This window comes from Cognataquiflexum rubidum (assembly GCF_022538115.1).
Lineage (GTDB): Bacteria > Bacteroidota > Bacteroidia > Cytophagales > Cyclobacteriaceae > Cognataquiflexum > Cognataquiflexum rubidum.
The window spans coordinates 44,416-61,481 of record NZ_JAKZAL010000007.1 but is presented as its reverse complement, the minus strand read 5'-3'; the positions used below and the strand labels follow the sequence as shown (position 1 = coordinate 61,481).

The 17,066-nt window shown below is 37.8% G+C and carries 12 protein-coding genes; all 12 read right to left on the bottom strand.

Annotated elements, in window-relative coordinates; translation table 11 throughout:
• Positions 1 to 495: 495 nt before the first annotated feature.
• Complete coding sequence (locus tag MMU05_RS09530) at positions 496 to 1,026, bottom strand: hypothetical protein (protein ID WP_241141448.1); 531 nt, start codon at positions 1,024 to 1,026, stop codon at positions 496 to 498.
• A 629-nt stretch (positions 1,027 to 1,655) separates the two neighbouring features.
• Complete coding sequence (locus MMU05_RS09525; protein ID WP_241141447.1) at positions 1,656 to 2,162, bottom strand: ankyrin repeat domain-containing protein; 507 nt, start codon at positions 2,160 to 2,162, stop codon at positions 1,656 to 1,658.
• 20 nt (positions 2,163 to 2,182) lie between these two features.
• Positions 2,183 to 6,502 (bottom strand): DUF6531 domain-containing protein, encoded by a 4,320-nt coding sequence (locus MMU05_RS09520; protein ID WP_241141446.1) that lies wholly within the window; start codon positions 6,500 to 6,502, stop codon positions 2,183 to 2,185.
• 25 nt (positions 6,503 to 6,527) lie between these two features.
• The gene (locus MMU05_RS09515) at positions 6,528 to 7,859 is read right to left on the bottom strand and encodes a hypothetical protein (protein ID WP_241141445.1); all 1,332 of its coding nucleotides are present in this window, start codon (positions 7,857 to 7,859) and stop codon (positions 6,528 to 6,530) included.
• Between the two features lie 56 nt (positions 7,860 to 7,915).
• Positions 7,916 to 9,715, bottom strand: coding sequence for a type VI secretion system Vgr family protein (locus tag MMU05_RS09510; protein WP_241141444.1), 1,800 nt, complete (start codon positions 9,713 to 9,715; stop codon positions 7,916 to 7,918).
• An 18-nt stretch (positions 9,716 to 9,733) separates the two neighbouring features.
• Positions 9,734 to 10,123: a type VI secretion system tube protein TssD gene (tssD, locus tag MMU05_RS09505; protein ID WP_241141443.1), complete on the bottom strand. Its 390-nt coding sequence runs from the start codon at positions 10,121 to 10,123 to the stop codon at positions 9,734 to 9,736.
• Between the two features lie 84 nt (positions 10,124 to 10,207).
• A complete protein-coding gene (gene tssD, locus MMU05_RS09500; protein ID WP_241141442.1) occupies positions 10,208 to 10,597 on the bottom strand; it encodes a type VI secretion system tube protein TssD in 390 nt (129 codons plus the stop codon).
• A 78-nt stretch (positions 10,598 to 10,675) separates the two neighbouring features.
• Positions 10,676 to 12,043 carry a DUF5458 family protein gene (locus MMU05_RS09495; RefSeq protein WP_241141441.1) on the bottom strand — a complete coding sequence of 456 codons (1,368 nt, stop codon included), beginning with the start codon at positions 12,041 to 12,043 and terminating at the stop codon, positions 10,676 to 10,678.
• Positions 12,044 to 12,075: 32 nt separating this feature from the next.
• Positions 12,076 to 12,528, bottom strand: a complete 453-nt coding sequence (locus MMU05_RS09490) for a type VI secretion system contractile sheath small subunit (protein ID WP_241141440.1) — start codon at positions 12,526 to 12,528, stop codon at positions 12,076 to 12,078.
• 106 nt (positions 12,529 to 12,634) lie between these two features.
• Positions 12,635 to 15,124, bottom strand: a complete 2,490-nt coding sequence (locus MMU05_RS09485) for an ATP-dependent Clp protease ATP-binding subunit (RefSeq protein ID WP_241141439.1) — start codon at positions 15,122 to 15,124, stop codon at positions 12,635 to 12,637.
• Between the two features lie 30 nt (positions 15,125 to 15,154).
• On the bottom strand, positions 15,155 to 16,162 hold the full coding sequence (locus MMU05_RS09480) for a PKD domain-containing protein (protein WP_241141438.1): 1,008 nt from the start codon (positions 16,160 to 16,162) through the stop codon (positions 15,155 to 15,157).
• Positions 16,163 to 16,267: 105 nt separating this feature from the next.
• On the bottom strand, positions 16,268 to 17,065 hold the full coding sequence (locus tag MMU05_RS09475) for a tetratricopeptide repeat protein (RefSeq protein ID WP_241141437.1): 798 nt from the start codon (positions 17,063 to 17,065) through the stop codon (positions 16,268 to 16,270).
• Between the last annotated feature and the right edge of the window lies 1 nt (position 17,066).

Genomic DNA, 17,066 nt, shown 5'->3' with positions numbered 1-17,066 from the left:
TTGAACAGAAATCCTCTTCTTATTCTTTTGAATATATATCAATCATAAAATCAATATGTTACCTAATTTTTGAAAGGAATTTTATAAGAGATTTGATGATGAATGATTTCTCAAAGAAGAATTTTTCAACTTCAAAAAATTTACTTCCAAATTATTTAGACCAAAATTTTAGATACAAAAAAATAAAAAAGTTGTAGGTAAAATCTACACCGATACGTATGACCCAGTCCTAAAAGTATTAATCCTTGAGACCGATGTAATTTGCCAAAGTATAGTAATTATCTAATTCGATGTCCGGTAATTTGAGCTGATACCGGGAACAGTTTTAACGGCAATTGCGCGTATATTCCTTATTACTTGGTCTTGTATTTCATTCCTTAATTCAATAGCTATAGAAGCATAGCTCATTGCAATTTGGTAAATATGTCATATCCAAAAACCGAATTCAAAATCTATTTCAAATATTCAATTAGATCATAGACAATAGATTCTTCCTTATCTCCTCCAGGTGATCATCTCCCCATTTTCGTCCATCCATACCATTGAATTTTCCTCCACACTGTACTTGCATATAAATTCTTTCTTTTGGGTTTGGTAATGGTCAATGTATATGTTTCCTACCCTTGTATATATTTTAAATTCGGCCAAAATTTTAGAGGATGTATCAGAAATTACTTCCATGGAAGATCCAACATCAAAATTCTCCGGTTCGTAGAGGATTACATTCCCAAGTGAATCAATATTTAATTTAACACACTTTGGCTTGGACAATCCGCTTGAATTATAATAATCAGTAGTATAATAGCTACCCGCCAAACGGCTATCAAAAGGATAATCCTCTTGAAAGTCAACGGATCGGAATAAATTTAAAGAGTCAGGAGAATGGTTAGCAAGCAAGGTATTCCAGAAATCTGCTGATGGTTCCTTCAATTGAATTTCAGGTTGGACCATTTCTGACATGGTATCCCCGAAATCAAATGTGGAAACCGGAGCTAACAAATAGCAAAAGAATAGTAAGGTTTTCATAGGTATAATTGGTTAATGTTGAAAAATCTATGACCTGATTTTTGAAATAAAGGATTTATCCTTGTCGGCTATGTCACAATAATCTCCATTAAGACTTGTTGTGCAGCTTTCCTTTTGGTAATCCAGAATGGCTCAAGATTCAATGCGATCCATTCAAATAGGATACATTGTTGATAAATGTTCACTCTATCTGCTATCAACCCTTGGACTATTTCTAAGTCAAAAGCTCACATGTGTCCATATAGATATCCGGATCGGACAGAATTGTTACCTAGGACAACTCAATATTTTTTGAGAGTTGAAACATCACAGTTTTGTTTCCAGAAAAATCAAGAATATAATTGATTAGGATTTACAAATGCCTTTGCCTGGTTTCTATTTAAGATATCAAGAATAAAAAAATCACCCTGTTTCTGACAGACTGAGGTTATAGATTTTGGAAAACCTAATCGCTTTTCAAGGCTTCCACCCCGTTTAGCTTCCGGTAAAAACTTTGATAAACTGGAATTACAAATTCCTAGGATAAAAAGGTGTAGATTGTATCTAAACCTAGAGGGGAAATCTTTTTCCTACTCCTTTATACTACTTTTCGGGACAGTGTCAGACATTATGAAAAAATAAACATTTCATCATTTCAATTCAGAATTTTTCTTTATCCATTCCACCACCTTACTCATATCTTTATTGATAAAATCTTTAGGGGAAATACCGTGATGATTTTTCTTATTTAAACTTGCACCATTTTCTAGTAAAGAAATAATAATATTCTCATCGACTTCATTAAAAATCGCATCCGCAAGTGGTGTGTTTCCGTTTTCGTCAACAATATCTACTTGTGATTCTTTCTTTAACAATGTCGTTACAACCTTTAAATCATTCTCTTGTACAGCAAAATGCAATGCTGACCAATCATTTTTATCTTGTTTATTTATATTTAATTCCTTAAACTCATTTATTAATTTTATAGCAAAATTAGATTTGTGCTCGATAATAAAATTAATTAACAAATTTCTGCCATCTCTGTCAACAGAATTAATACCATATTTTTCTACAAAAACTTCTACTTTTGAAAAATCGGTTTGATCGAAGAGGTCAAACATTTCATCTTCATTTAATCTTTCTGATTTTTTATTCATGTTTTTATATTTAAATGGATCTATTTACTATAACTAGTTTTTCTTTTCTTCTCATGCCGATGAGATTGATTTTCTTTAGGATCTTCCACTTGAAACCATTGTGGATTTTTATTTATCCATGCATTAAATTTTGTTTGACTGTATCCACGTTTTTCTGCTATCTTGACTAGTCGCCAATGCTCATGTCCTTTTTTATGTCCTATATCATACATCCCTTTAGCTCTTGAATAATCTCTTCTTTGTCCTCCAGGAATAGGTTTTCGGGTATTAGCATCAATAAATCTCCCATTTTTTACCTTGCCTTTTTTCTCTATTTTTTCTCTTGTTGCTTTTCGAATAAATGGTCTCTCTAATAAACCTAGTTCATCAATCCATATGCAAGGGTCATGAACATATATGTATAAATGAACTCCTCCCTCAATTCCTAATGGATCCTGGCTCAAATATCTCCCCTCCTCTACAGCATAATACCTGAACCTATTGTAACAAAGCCCCGTTTCTATATCCTGATACTGACCTTGGTAGCGAAATGGACAAAATCCCATCTCTCCTTTCCCCATCCTAACTTTACCATAACTGTCCAGCTCAGATTCCCAAAATAAAGTACCATCTTCTTTATACATCTGGCTGGGTGTTCCTAGGTGGTCGGAAATGATACTGAAAATTTTTTCCCCTTTTATCTTTCCCGCGGGCACGAAACTATCTGAGTCAAAGAGCCAGGTTATCAAACCATTTTCACCTACTTTGAGATTACTTAATTTCTGCCCACTTAGGGCATGTTCCTTCCACTCATGCAGGGGAACATTACCATCCCAGATAAATTTAGTGATTGTATTTTTAAATTGCTTGGTTAATCTTCTTCCCAATACATCGTAGCTAAAATAAACAGCCTCTTTATCAGGCCGGATTACCAGAACCAACATCCCGGCATCATTCCATTCATATTCCCATCGCTCTCCGCTGATGTGTTTTTTCTCTATCAGGTTCCCTTCCCCATCATAAGCATATTCCCAACCATTTGATTTTTTAAGTTGCCCCCCTCTTCCATATCTTCTGTCCCCGCGATCCACTGTCCTGAACAGATTCCCGACTGCATCAGGATTCCTCCACTGTACTTCCCCATCAGGATAAGTTGTTTTGGCAAGATTACTCCAACCGTCATGATCAAATTCGGTGATACCTTTATCATCTTTAATCTGTTTCAATCTGTCGTTTACCTCCCACAGGTATTCCCTCTTCTTTTTAAGATAGATTTCATCTCCTTGAAGGATACCAATACCCTGTTGTAAAGGCCTTCCAATCAGATCATGTTGCCATTGACTAATAATGCTACCCGGAAGTCTTCTTTCAACCTCCATTCCCATGGCATCATGTTTCAGCTGTGCTTTCCATCCTTTGGATTCCATCTGCAACAGGTCTCCATAGGTATTGAATTGATGGGAGATAGCCGCTCCCAGACTGCTTTGGATCGTAAGCCTGTTTCCCATAGCATCATATTCGGAAGCTACCCATTCACCATTGACTGATTCCTTGATGGTGTTACCCATAATATCTCTTTCAAAAGCTACATGGGCAGCATCGTTGACAGCAAGCAAAAGACTTCCATCGGGATGATAGGTATAATTTTCTTTCGTCCCATCACTGTAATTGACTTCAGTAATCCTTCCGCATGGATCATGGGTATTTAGGGTAAATTTATTATTTGGACGTTTGATTCGGGTCACCCATCCAGATGCATTCCTTTCAAAGTTCCTTGTAATGCCGTCAAATCCCACTTCTTCCAAGACATTTCCTACAGGATCGAGTGTAAATCTATAAGGGTGTCCATGTTCGTTGACCAGTTTTTGAAGACGCTCTTCGGTATCATAATTAAAAAAAAAGGTAGCACCTGACTCGGTTCTGCTTGTCAAATTCCAGAGACCTTTGTAGGTATAGTTGACTTCTTTTTGTTTGTCTTTATAGCGGATCACATTGTCCAGTCCATCATATTCCAAATGGATTACGTTGCCATCATAATCGTGGATTTTGGTTGCCCTGCCTTTTAGGTCAAACATTATGTTTTGTTTGGCTCCTTTGGGATTGGTCACTCCTATACAATTACCCAATCTGTCAAATTGGAAAAGTGTATTGGCGCCGTTTCCATCCAAAATACCGATCAGGTTTTGATGGTTATCATATTGAAATTCAGTCTCCGCACCCGATGCAGCCATAAACCGAACCATTAGCCCGTCATCATATTTATACCTGGATACAGCTTTGAGAGGGTTGGTCAGTTTGGTTACCCTTCCCTTTTCGTCATAATGCCAGTTCCAGATACCTCCTGATTTGTCCATTGCCTCAGTAGGCAACTGTCTAAAATCCGGATGGAAATACTCTGCATGGGTAAATCCTCCACATGGATCTGTGGTATTGCATACATTGCCCCACTTGTCATACGCTGTAGCATGCTGATTGCCCAAGGGATCGGTTTCCCATTCCAGTTCATGGTATTTATTGTATCTATATAGCCAATCATTTCCGTTCGCATCGGTTTTTTTATAGGGAAGTCCATCTTTGTGATAGTATTGGGTAAGATATCCCAGACTATCTTCCACTTCGGTCAGCCCTTCATAGTATTTGAGTTTATGGTGATAAAGATCATCCTCTCCCCACGTTTCTATACAACGGCTACCTGTGATGGGTTTTTCATAAACAAAATGCCATTCCTGACCGTCCCTCCAGGTTTCTTTTACCATCATGTGGTTGTTGTATTCGAACAACATCTGCTGGCCTAGCGCATCTGTTTGGACTATCATATCCCCTTCATCACTGTAGGTATATTGGGCGATAGGGAACAACTCCCCTTCCAGCTCGGGATGAGGGGCAAGGATCTTTGTAATTCTTCCTACCATGTCGTTTGAAACCAGAAGTTCCCTTCCTGCGCTATCTATAATGCGGATCAGGTTCCCAAGTCTGTTGTAAATAAATCTAATGGCATAGCCTGCACGATCCGAGATGCTTTGAAGCAGGTGTTCCTCATCGCTTTTGGTTTTTCCAAAAGCCTTTTCAGTAAATCGGTAATGTAATCCCTCACTGTCTACTATATAATAGGTTCCATTTTCATCTGCATGCAAAAAGAGTTTTTCTTCTCGGTTAAATGAGAATTTCCCTGGACTGGGATTGTCAAATACAGCCAATCTACCATCATTCAATCTCAAAATGGCCCTGTTGACTACATCTATCCTAAAACCCATATCATATTCATGATGCCATCCCCGGCCAAGAGGTCCATCATATTCACTGTCACTAAACCATGATCTTTCCCAAGAAATAGGTATTACCCCAGGAAGTGAAAAGTCCTCTTCATCTGTAAAGAACATGCCACTGACTACATCAACAGGGTGTCCGGTGACATGGCAAATGGCTTTATGGATTGCATTGTTTGATCGATTCCCCTTTACCATTTTATTGGTGGCACCATGAAGTACTTTGGCAAACCCTGCATTTAAAAGTTTGGTAACCGCGGCAACAGGATTAACCGGAGTCGGAACAGGATTGACAATGACATTGTGGGAAGGGATAGCCATTACAAACCCTGTAGGCATAAAAAAACTTCCCGGTTCAGGGGAGTATTGCTTCCTCTTCAACTGCATCAAGCCAATATCCCAACAATCGTTGTTGAGGTGCATCATCCCGGTAAAAGGATTGCTATCCGCATTCAAAAAAAGACTTCCAAACTGGGCATGTCCTGAATTTTTTTTCACAGGTAGGGGAGCAAAACTGGCTCCCATGGGAAAATGCGGTATGGTTTTATTTTTGACTCCACTGGTGGTCCTTGGGGTAAATCCGCCCAATTTTACTGTAGCATCCATTCCTGTCATGCCCAAAGCCATGGTACCAACATTAAATGCAAGACTGGCTGCGGCATCTGCATCCTCGTTTCCTGTAGGAACTGGGGCTGCCATAGCTGCCACTGTCATCACCGCACAGCTCAACCAATCTTTGGGATCCATAATCATTGCCAGATATGGATGTGGCATGGGAATAGGAGATGGAGATGGTGGAATCATGACAAGATGCACATCTATACCTGTCACAGGATCCATATGGGAACTTGCCGGTAGACAAGCAATACCTTGTATAAAACTCAATTGCTGCAGGACTGGAAGTAAAGCTTTTTCACTGAGGTTATTTGTGAATCCCATCACATCTCCGTAAGCGCCCAAGGCAGTGTTGGCGCCATCGATAATCTGGCCAACAGTTGACTTCTTTTCACCGCTTTCGGAATCCTCCCCCCTTTGCTCTTTGGCTCTTTGGGCAGCGATTGCTATTTTTTGATTTCTATTAATTACCTCAGGCATAACAAAAAATTTAGTTTTTTAGGAATTAGGTTAAAGCTGCCTCGGTTTCAGGAGCGTATTCTGGATTTTTCCAGTTTCTGATTTCTTTCATCCAATTTTTTCCAAAATATAAAAGTCCGATTTCTTCGACTTCCTGATCGCTCACACATTTTTGATCATTTGAATCCAAAAGAATTTCCAATACTCCGGCAAAAGTTGAAGCTTGAATTGTTTCTACAGAAAGATGTTTGGCTATTGCCAACGTGGGCGCCAGTTGTCTGCAAGCTGATGAGCGGTCTCCGTACTTTAGATAACAATAAGCAGTCATCCTATTTGCTTCAATACCTAGGATATGGTCTTGTGTATATTTGTAATAGCTTGCTGATTTAGCAAAATCATCAATGGCTTTGTCCCAAATCTTCTGTGTAGTAAACAAAGCTCCGCGGAGCATCAAAGATTGTCCTAAAAATTTCTTTTGGATATATTCATCCCCGATCAAATCTCCTGAGGCATTTGCTGCCTCCACTGCTTCCGAGGCATAAGCTATTGCTTTTTGAAAATTTTTATATCCAATCTGATCATTTGCCAAGGCAGAGTAAACTGCAATTACCTGACCTATCCAGTAGGGGTTTTTCTCTAGGTTGTCGATAGCGATATCGAGACAATCATTTGCATTTTTTAAGGCTTCTTTTTCCTCTCTTTTTGAAATAGCCTGCATGAGTTTGACAAAGGATTTTCGGTAATTCACGGCAGGATCGTTTGGTTTACCCATAGATGCCAACTGTTGCATGGCATTGTCCATATCCAATTCCGGAAAAATTGTGATAGTCTGGGAAGAATGTTTTTTGCAGAATGCCTCAAAAAGAGGTTCATCTACAGTATCATCAATCAAAAGCTTAACAGAAGGATCAATCTCACATTTCAAAATAAAACCAAGCCAATTGATGAATCCACTAAGATTAATTAGTGTGACCTTAAAAATGGCAACCAAATTTTTCCCTTTTCCTAATTTCAGAAACTTGGAGAGTCTGTTTAGGTTTTCTACAAAAATAAATGCAGGATTATTGGTGTCCCTTAATGAAAAGTCGACTGTCCATAAGATTGGAGGGGCTTCAAATGCAAGATTTTCTTTGTTAGAATTGTTCCAGGTGTTGATCAATTCATCAAGGTCTTTGAGCAACCCAATCGAATAAGAATCTTCATCCCTAAAAACTCTATCAAAAATAATAGGCACGTCTAGGTTTCCTGTGTCGGTACCTAAAAGGTAAGTATGGAATGCCTCTATCATACCATTTTCATTTTCTTCTGCATGGATTCTGACTATTGGTTTGTCCACGTTTTCAGCAGCCACTTCCCATTTTTCCAGAAGAAGGTCCATTCGTTGTTGAATAGGATTACTTACTTGAGTCCCCATAATGTTTTGTTCCTTTCTATTTAATTCAAGGCTACAATTGCACCTTGTACCGCCACTTTTCCCGAGGCACTCACTGTTGTTTTTGATCCACCACTGACATTGGTTTCCATGCTTCCGCTGATATTGGCATTCTTTCCTGACATATTTGCATCATTGGATCCACCGTCTGCTGAGAAAGAAGCCTGACCACTAAACATGGTGGCTTTTTTTCCTCCAGATGCATCCAAATTTTCAGTTGCTCCAAATTTCAGATTTTTACCGTTAATAGATACTGAGCCATCTTTTTTCAATTCCACATTAGATTCACCACAGGTAAGTTTAATACTCTCGGAAGAGGTTATATTAATATTCCCTTTCCCATCTATCATCAACATATTTCCTTTGGCATCCTCTATCAATACACTTTGGTCCTTATCGTTCAGAACTAGCTTATTGCCGCTATTGCTTTGTAAGGCTTTGACATCATTTCCTCCATTTGCAAAAGAACATTTGGCTTTGCCATTATAGACGCTGCCAATCACATAAGGCTTGGTTGGGCTATCTCCTTCAAAACCCACAATCACTTCCTCTCCTTTCTCAGGCATCAAAAACATGCCTTTGCCACTACCTGCATGGGGTGTAGTCACCCGAAGCCAGGGACTCTTTTCATTCCCCTCCATCCAATGGAACTTTACTCTCACCCTACCCAGGCCCTTTTCATCATTGTTGTCGGTCACCATTGCACTCTGTGCTTCACATACAGGTTCCTCTATTCTGTGGGTAGGGGGCATTTTCAGTGAAGATGGAATGGCGATAAATTCATTGCTGTAGTTTCCCTGTCCATCACAATGATGCATGATCGAAATCACTGTGTATTCCCCAAATGACTCATCTGAGAGATTGAATACATTTTTTCCACTGATATCGACAAGACCTCCAACTTCTAATCCCGGATGTCCACTCTGACCTTTCATTTGGACCATATGACTATTTTGCATAGCAGAACGCGTATGCACAAAATCATCCAGCTGCTTTTTATTGGTTAAATCATTGTTGTTCCAATATTTTGCGTCTTGGGGGTAAAATGACTCACTCTTTTGAAAGACAAATTTCCCCAAGTCATTAAGCCCAGAGAAAGAAGGCATATTTTTAGGGTTTGATTTATAGACCTCATTGTTGAGATAATCATATGCTACCATTTGAAAAGCAGAGGCTTTGACTTCAAGGGCCATTTTAAAATTGCTGAGGTTATTGCCAAACTGTAGTTTCACAGCTTTGCTCTTCTGAGACCCCAAAACCAGTTTTTTCCCATTGTAAAAAAGCCATTCTCCATGGATGCTACAGATTCTTCTCAAAAATTGCCATGAGGTTTCTTTGTACTGAACTGTATAGAGCAGTTTTTCTTTGAAAGCAGGTTCTAATTGAGCAGAAAGGATTTCTTTTGGAAATGCTACAGTAAGATCTGTAGCAATATCTTTGATGTTTTTTTCTTCCCAACTTTGACAGTGTGGCAAATGGTCAAGAAGTATCGTAGGACTAAAACCAGACAGGATAATCTCACCGGAATGACCGCTGAATTTGGAAGTCTCCACTTGGGTAACCAATCCCAAGAACTCCATTTGTCCCGCAGTACCCAAGGATTCCATCAGAACAGATATTGGAGAGCCAATGAGATTTTTTGATTGGTTAAAAATCACACCGGTTGTTCCATCTATAGCCTCAGTCGGACACACCAAGCTAAAGGAATGATGCTCATTGATTTTTTGGTCCAAAACAAATGAAGTAAATTGTTTGATGGGTTTGTTATCAATTTTTATTCCTGTGACGACTATTTGTGGCATAGCAAAGTTTGTTTTAGGTCAGTCTGGCCAATTGTTATAAAAAGTAGAATCATTTATTTTCAGCTCCCGCGCACTTAATTTCAGTTCAATCATCATAGGATTTTCTCCCAAATGGTCAAAAGTTTCTTTGTAGGCAATACAATGTGAGTCATTAAATTCCAGGTTTTTGAGCCGGCTCATTTCATCTCTCCGAAAAAATGTGATTGTTCCTGACTTCACGAGTGTCGGACTGATCATCCAATCATAAAAATTCGTTTTTCTATTGCTTTCTAGCTTGATATCCAAAATTCCGCCTAATGGAATGGAAATGGGTTTTCCTGTGGGGTCAATTTCTTTATGGAAAGCAAAGGAACAATACAAGATTTTGTACTCCTCTTCGTCTAATTTAAGTGTGGCTAAAAAGGACATGTCAAAACAGTTTTAATTGATCATTTATACTTAAATTTTTAAGGAGAAAAGGTGATGGTGTGCCCATCACCTTTAAATGGACTGTCAAACAGGCCATTCGTTTTTGTGCTCTCCATTCCCCAACTTAATGGTTTTGGCACTGATCGTAAATGTCTCCCTTACAGGTCGTGCACTATCACTGTCGAAGCTTTCAGAATAAGAAACCATGTAGGCCTCTGTAAATGACAGCTCTTTCATAGTGGCATCGGTATCCCGTTTGGTAAATACAATCGAACCATCTTTCCGCTCAAAACTGTTGCACATCCACTCAAAAAATGGTGTCTCACCCGTGGACTCAACAGTCAAAGTGATTTTACCTCCCCGTACATCTTCAGAAGGTCTGCCGGTAGCGTCCACATTTCTTTTCAATTCATAGGACGCGTCTAATACAGGGACATCTTTCCCTGCTACTTTTAATCTAGCTTTAAACGACATAGCTTTAAAATTTAGTAGATAATAATTAGTTAAAATATTATGTTTTATCATCCGGAAAAACCCGAAATCCTAGCATAATCACTGTTGTTGGTATTCTGAGTCCCAATCGTTGCCATCATCTCCTTTTTGACCGTCCAATTTGATCAGGAAGGATTTGGCAGGGAAGTAGGGTTTCATGTGGATGTCCAGGTAGATCCTGTCCTTTTGGACCGGATCCTGCTCAAACCTCTTGATGGAAAAATTCTCAATCAATTTGGTAGGTCCTGTGATGCTATCTAAAAATTTTACAATCTGTCCCATCAATTCTTTGCGACTGCTTGCAGTGAAGTTTTCAAATGCCCTCCTATTCAAAAAGTCCATCATCACTTTGGAAACATAATCAAAAACCCTAACTACCGAATAAGTCTGAAGTCCGAGATTGTCCCCGCTAAAAAGTGTTTTGGCAGAAAAAGCCATCACCTTACCATATTCTTTTACCATTGGGACCAACCCCAATTTTTCAATATTTGCTATTTCACTTTTCTTCAAATCAAACTTGACACCATCAACTTCATTAAGTCCACCATATTTCTTTCCTGCAGTCACTTGAGACATCAAGGTATTGTAAATTTTTCCGGCCAAAGCGGAAGATGGTGGCACAAAAAGTTCTTCCTCCTCGCCGATTTCACTGAACTTTTCCCGCCCTACTAGCCAATTGCAGGCCATAATAATATTGGATCGGTAAATATCTCCTCCTGTAAGATTTGCACCATCAAACATTTCCATGACATCATCCGGGTTGTCAAGGTTTTCAAAGTCAGTGACCAACAATACTTTATTCTCATACGCTATTTTGGCCCATTTTTCGACAACCTTATTGGATCCCAAATAACCGGGTAAAACCAATAAACTATAATTACTTGACAGATCTAACCTGTCAAAATTTTCTACCAACTCGTTTTGAATGGCATCGATGAATCTTGTATTCTCAAGGTCTTTCAGTTGTTCAGCATCTACGTTGATAATAGAAATATTCTTGATTTTCTGACTTTCCGTGTTTTTATAAAATAGAGCAACCGAACGGTAAGATTTCTCCATTTCTCTGGTTTGTTCTATGGCACTTTTTAGATTTTTCTTCAAAAGTGTTTCTGCATTATTGGAGGTCTGTTCACAGAACTGTACCATCTCAGAGATATCAGTAGAATTTTCTAGTACTTGTTTCCACCATTGTAAGGCTTTACGCAATTGGTTTCTGTCCGCCTTTCGGGATGGTTCTGCCAAAAAAATTGATTTTCTGGCTTTTCTTTCCGGATTTAAATTTTGCACTCCTTCAATCATAGTTTCTAAGATGTCAAAACCACCGAATTTCTCAAGGCTTTCGGTGGCCGTGGACAACATCTCGCCTGGCTTATAATTCAGTTCTTTTAGGTCATCAGAAACTGACTTGGTACTTTGATTTTGTTCCATATCTCTTTATTTTAGATGTATTTAATCGTCTATTATTTTGATGTTTCCAATTCTTGGATCAATGCATTCAAAGCCATGATTAAACTTTCTTTGGTTGTAGTGTCCGAAAGTGCTTGTTTCAAAAGTTTATTGGTTTTGAGCTGTTTATTGATCTTTTGGAATTGTTCCCTTTTCAAAGTGAGGTCGTTTAACATTGTGCTTTGTGGGGTAATTCCCTTAATCCCGAAGTCCCCTAAGCCTCTAAATCTCATAGTCTCTTTTTGCGAAGTGCCTTCCTCGGTTTCGAATTCAACCTCAACCTCCGGTTTAAAATGTCCAAACACTTCTTCTAGGTTAGTTAGGCCTCCTACTATTTCGGGTCTAACAGGAGCTCGGTTCGTTAATTTTTCAGCTAAAAGAACCCTGTTTTGAGGAATGTCTGCAAAAGCTTCAAAAGCTTCATTTTCGAGTACAGTTCCCCCAATGCTATATTTTTCTGTTGCCATGATTTTAGATATTTATTTAAAATGGTTTATATGATTATATCAAGTTCATTTGCAGGTTGTTACCTACTTTTATTTGTTTTTTTAAAAAAACTAGTCTGTTTGACTTCTACTTGATCTCCCAGTGGAAATTCCCTCCATTGGCAATGTTCAAGTCCAAACAATTTCCTGCTTTCAGTTCCCCCTTAATTATCATTTTGGATAAGGGTCTCCGCACCTCAGACCTTACGACTCCAGCCAAAGGTCTTGCTCCATAGACTGGATTAAAGCCCAATTCTGCAAGCTTTCCGTAAGCTTCCTGTGAAATATTAAGCGTAATACCTTCTTTACCTAAAAAGTTGAAAATATCCTTTAATTGATTTTTTAGGATTTTCTGGACCATCTCCATTTTCATAGGGGAAAAAGGTACAATCTCTGTCAAACGGCCTAAAAACTCAGGCCTAAAGTATCCTGACATTTTATCCAAAAGTTCAGATGTTTTGGGAATTTCACCTTCACTAAATTTTTGGACTACAAACTGGCTCCCTATATTGGATGTGAAAATGATCAGTGCATTCGAAAAATCACCTTCTTTACCCAATTTGTCATGTAATTTGCCTTCATCCAAAATCTGGAGGAAAATATCAAAGACAGATGAATGAGCTTTTTCAATTTCATCAAACAATACCACAGAGTATGGCTTTTGTCGGATTTTGTTGACCAACAATCCACCTTCCTCATAGCCGACATATCCAGGAGGGGCGCCGTAAAGCAAAGCTGCTGAATGTTCCTCTTTAAACTCTGACATGTCAAACCTTAAAATCGCTGACTCTTCCTGAAATAGAAATTCTGCCAAGGATTTCGCCAGTTCTGTCTTTCCTGTGCCTGTAGGTCCCAGAAAGAAAAAAGATCCAATGGGTTGACCAGGTTTCCCAAGTCCTGCTCGGGATTCTAATACAGCATCAGAAATTGAACTTATTGCATGGTCCTGACCAATTACCCTTTCTTTGAGCTTTTCTTCCATATTTAACAGTCTATCTTTTTCCTCAGTCTGGAGCTTACCTAATGGAATTCCAGTTTTTGCAGACATCAAAGCTTTCAGATTTGAAATTGACAAAGTGTGGGTTGGCAGGGAAACCGTTTTTTGAAGTTCATCCAAGTTTTCCCGAATTTTTTGAATTATTGAATCTTTATCATTCAAATTTTCATTTGGCTGAGTAGATAAAGCCGTACTCCATAAGATTGGGCTTATCTGTTGTTTGATTTGCTCTAAAAACCATTTCCAATCCTCAATACCAAAATCCAGGCTCTCATCAACTTTTTGAGTGTGTTTTAAAAATTGTTCATTAATGACATGAATAGTTTTTTCACCTGTTTCATTTATCATTTTGAGAGCAGCAAGAGACCGATCCAAAAGATCTATGGCTACATCAGGAAGTTTTCTTTCTTTAGTATATCTTTTTGCGAGGCTGATTGATTCTAAAATGCAATCGTCCGGTACTGTCAAACCATGATGCTTTTCATACCTTGGTATGATCGCCTTTATCATATGGAAGCATGATTCTTTGGAAGGTTCTTCTACTGTAAGCATTTCAAACCTTCTGTTAAATGCCTCATCGCATTCAATGAATTTTCTGTATTCTTCCGGAGTTGTAGCCCCTATAACTGTGAGTTCACCCCTTGCCAATTCGGGTTTTAAAAAATTAGCACTACCTGCTGCATTGCTCTGCCTGTCAAGTAAAACATGGATTTCATCTATAAACAAAATTGTTTTGTCATATTGCTTAATTTCACTTAAAATTTGCTTGAGTCTTTCCTCAATTTCACCTTTATAGGAGGCACCGGCCACCAACGATCCTAGATCAAGTTCAAAAACCTTGGAATTTTTAAGGATGCCGGGTGAATTTCCTGTTTCCAAGGATAAAACGAAGCCATCTATCAAAGCAGATTTTCCTACTCCGGGCTCACCTACCAGCATCACATTCGGTTTAGATCTACGGCAAATAATCTCAGATATAGTTCTAACTTCACTTTCCCTTCCCACAATCGATTCCAACTTTCCCTGTTTTGCCAATGAGGATTTATCGATACAATATTTTAACAATGCCTGACTGGATTTTACTTGATTTTCATTTTTGGGAGAATTGGTTTTTGGAGCAACAATTGAGTTGATTTCGACATTTTTCCTATATGAATCCATCAATACTTCCCTTTGAAGAGGGAGTGTTTTTAGTTGTTCAAATGAAAAAGCAACTCCAGGAGTGACCAATGCGATAAGTAAAATCATTGGGGTTATTTCCTCAAGTCCAAATTTTAATCTTAGGTCTTCTGCCTCCTGAAAAATTTCAGAATTGTTATTGGAGGATTCTATGATGTTTGGTATTGGAAATCCTTTTGGACAGTTTTCAATCCTTACATCCGCCCAATCCTCTAGATAAAAAATATCCTGGCCTAATTCATCCAACAGAAATCTCAACCCTGATTCTTTGTGTAAGGTAGCCTTCAGCAAATGTGGGGGGCCAAATGTTACATTCATGTTCTCTTTGGCCAAAGCTTGGGCTATCCGGATTATTCCTTTAATTTCATCAGACATTTTCCATTGAATTTCTATCGTTTCCATGATGTTTTTAGCTTTTTCTTAAATATTTCGTTACTTATCAAGAGTTATTTGAAGTACGTTGACACAATTGTTTTCACCGCTTCTATTTGTTTGTATTTTTAAATTTTGAATTTTACCACTCTTCATGACTTTTTTTAATTCTTTATCCAATTGAGCTTCTTTTATAGATTCATTTTTAAAAAAGAATTTAAGTTTTTTGGGATCGCAAAAATATTTAGAAAGACTGATTACACTTTGCCCTTGGGTTGCTAGCTGTTTCAAGAATTCATTTATCTCTTCATCATCTGCTGTTTTTGTAACACTGATAGTTTCAGGGGTTTTCTCAACGTCGCTTGGTTTTTCTATTTTGGCAACACTTGGATGCTCAATTTTTAAAGATGGTTTCTCACGAGCTACGGGTTCATTCTTTGGTTTTGGTTTTACAATTGCCTTTTCTGTAACTAGGATGATTTTCTCACCTGTAATATTTCCATTAACAGTCAGAATAATTTTTTTGGTACCAGCCTTCTTAAATGTATATTTTGGCTTTTGACTTGTAGCATCCACCTTGTTGGATTCACCAAACCTCCATTCCCATGTTGTGGCATTTTCGGTATGATCAATAAAATTGGCAGGCTTGCCTACTTCAATGGTTTCTGGTCCCGAGAAATTGGCTTGCAATTTTTCATTTACCACAGGGGGATGATTTTCGATTATTACTGTCGAAAACGCCATGCAATTATCAGATATTTTAACACTGATTTGATATCTGCCTGGGTTTTGATAGACATGACTTACTGCAGATCCAAGTTTTGTAATTGGAGAATTATCGCCAAAATCCCATTCTAAATTTGTTCCTTTTTCATTTTCCTGAGTTTTAAATTGTATTATATCTCCCGCATACAGCTTGTCTTTTTTAGTTGAAATAGTGGGGCCAATACATGGTTGGTATTGTTTAAATCGTAGGGAAAGAACAATTATGAAAAACATGGAAATTATACCCATAAATAAAAATACTCGGGTGTCCATTTTTAGGAAAAAAGGTCTCGTTGATTTCATAGCAATTTTCGATTATTGCTCATATATCAGAGATTTCAAAAAATGTTACCCTCTTTAAAACAAAAAAAGCGGCCATGCCGCTAATTATTTATCCAAATTAATTTCTTACAATTTCTCAAGCCATTCCTTTGCTTTTTTAGTTCCTTCCTGGTTTTGATCAATTACTATTTCTAGCAATAATTTGGCTTGATCATTATCCCTTATTTCATTTCTCAAAAGTAATGCTAAGGCCTGATAAAACAATCCGGGGTTAGCATACAAATTCTCTAATTGGCTTAATCTTTGAAATTGTTGGATAGCTTTATCGAATTCCTCCAAACCTAAATACGACAATCCGAGGTTTTTAATGGCTTCAGAGTTATCCGGGTCAGATTCAAGTATGCTTTCGAAAATTATAATTGCTTGAAAAAAATCCTTCTGGTTATATGAAACAATGCCTAATTGTAAAGAATCTTCAACGTTACCCATCGTTTGTCCGAGCTGACCTAATTCTGACTGAAAATAATTCTGAGCAATTCTTTGAGAATCATACTTATCCAAATAAAAATTCTCGTAAACAAAAAATATCAAAAGAAAAGAAGCTGCAACGGCAGAAACAAAACCAATAAACTTGATAACCCTGTTTTGTTTTTTAAATGAGGTTTTTATTGGTGCTTCTGAATATTGCTTTGAAAGTGATTCAAGCGTTTTTCTTAATTCGTTTTCTTTTGACTTATTCTTTATGTTATTTCCCAAATCCTGCTCTATAGCCTTATATATCAAAAAGGAATTTTCTAAATCCTTATCTAATTTAAGTTCCGCCTCAAAATTGCGGCGTTCTTGTTCATTGAGTTTATCATTTAAATATTCTTCAAATACTTCTATACATTTACTTTCAAATCTTTCTTTCCATTTACTTTCCATG

Bases quoted from the DNA above. Each gene is read 5' to 3' on its own strand.
- MMU05_RS09530 (WP_241141448.1), bottom strand. From the start codon at position 1,026: ATGAAAACCTTACTATTCTTTTGCTATTTGTTAGCTCCGGTTTCCACA.
- MMU05_RS09525 (WP_241141447.1), bottom strand. From the start codon at position 2,162: ATGAATAAAAAATCAGAAAGATTAAATGAAGATGAAATGTTTGACCTC.
- MMU05_RS09520 (WP_241141446.1), bottom strand. From the start codon at position 6,502: ATGCCTGAGGTAATTAATAGAAATCAAAAAATAGCAATCGCTGCCCAA.
- MMU05_RS09515 (WP_241141445.1), bottom strand. From the start codon at position 7,859: ATGGACCTTCTTCTGGAAAAATGGGAAGTGGCTGCTGAAAACGTGGAC.
- MMU05_RS09510 (WP_241141444.1), bottom strand. From the start codon at position 9,715: ATGCCACAAATAGTCGTCACAGGAATAAAAATTGATAACAAACCCATC.
- tssD (WP_241141443.1), bottom strand. From the start codon at position 10,123: ATGTCCTTTTTAGCCACACTTAAATTAGACGAAGAGGAGTACAAAATC.
- tssD (WP_241141442.1), bottom strand. From the start codon at position 10,597: ATGTCGTTTAAAGCTAGATTAAAAGTAGCAGGGAAAGATGTCCCTGTA.
- MMU05_RS09495 (WP_241141441.1), bottom strand. From the start codon at position 12,043: ATGGAACAAAATCAAAGTACCAAGTCAGTTTCTGATGACCTAAAAGAA.
- MMU05_RS09490 (WP_241141440.1), bottom strand. From the start codon at position 12,528: ATGGCAACAGAAAAATATAGCATTGGGGGAACTGTACTCGAAAATGAA.
- MMU05_RS09485 (WP_241141439.1), bottom strand. From the start codon at position 15,124: ATGGAAACGATAGAAATTCAATGGAAAATGTCTGATGAAATTAAAGGA.
- MMU05_RS09480 (WP_241141438.1), bottom strand. From the start codon at position 16,162: ATGAAATCAACGAGACCTTTTTTCCTAAAAATGGACACCCGAGTATTT.
- MMU05_RS09475 (WP_241141437.1), bottom strand. From the start codon at position 17,065: ATGGAAAGTAAATGGAAAGAAAGATTTGAAAGTAAATGTATAGAAGTA.